The sequence below is a fragment of the Plebeiibacterium marinum genome, from assembly GCF_026013615.1.
In the GTDB taxonomy this organism is placed as follows: Bacteria; Bacteroidota; Bacteroidia; order Bacteroidales; family Marinilabiliaceae; genus Saccharicrinis; species Saccharicrinis marinus_A.
The window spans coordinates 1-433 of record NZ_JAPDPI010000140.1; the positions used below are offsets into that span (position 1 = coordinate 1).

A 433-nucleotide genomic window follows, 5' to 3' on the forward strand; every position below is an offset into this window, starting at 1 on the left:
TCACCTTTAATTTTACCAACATATTACGAATTGGATAATCGTCAACACAACGGGCTTCCATAAAACCACATGACTTATATTGATAACCTTTATATTCCTCGGGTATGGTATCTTTCTCTTGCAACAATAAGGTCAGTTGCTGGTTGTAGATCTTCTTTCCACTATTATCTTTCTCATATGAGACTATCTCAAAATATTCTAAGAGGCCTTCCGGTAAAAATAAAGCTAGCAGCTCATGGGACAATCCTTCGCTCAATTTCTTATGTTTTAGTTATTGTTTCTATTTAACAGCAAATAAAACTCTTTTTTTCTTCAGACCCAACTTTTGTTACTGATCCGATCTAATCGCCGGATATAAGTTTTAGCATTCGTTTTCTACTTTTCCAATTTTTGATTTCTCTTTCACGAGCATAAGCAAGTTCTTTTGAATCGA

The 433-nt window shown here is 34.2% G+C and carries 1 protein-coding gene; it reads right to left on the reverse strand.

The genetic code is table 11. The annotated features are described in order from the left end of the window. The coding region (locus tag OM074_RS21240) for an ISAon1 family transposase N-terminal region protein (RefSeq protein WP_301202720.1) at nt 1-256 on the reverse strand (256 nt) is incomplete at its 3' end. Nucleotides 257-433: the final 177 nt, after the last annotated feature.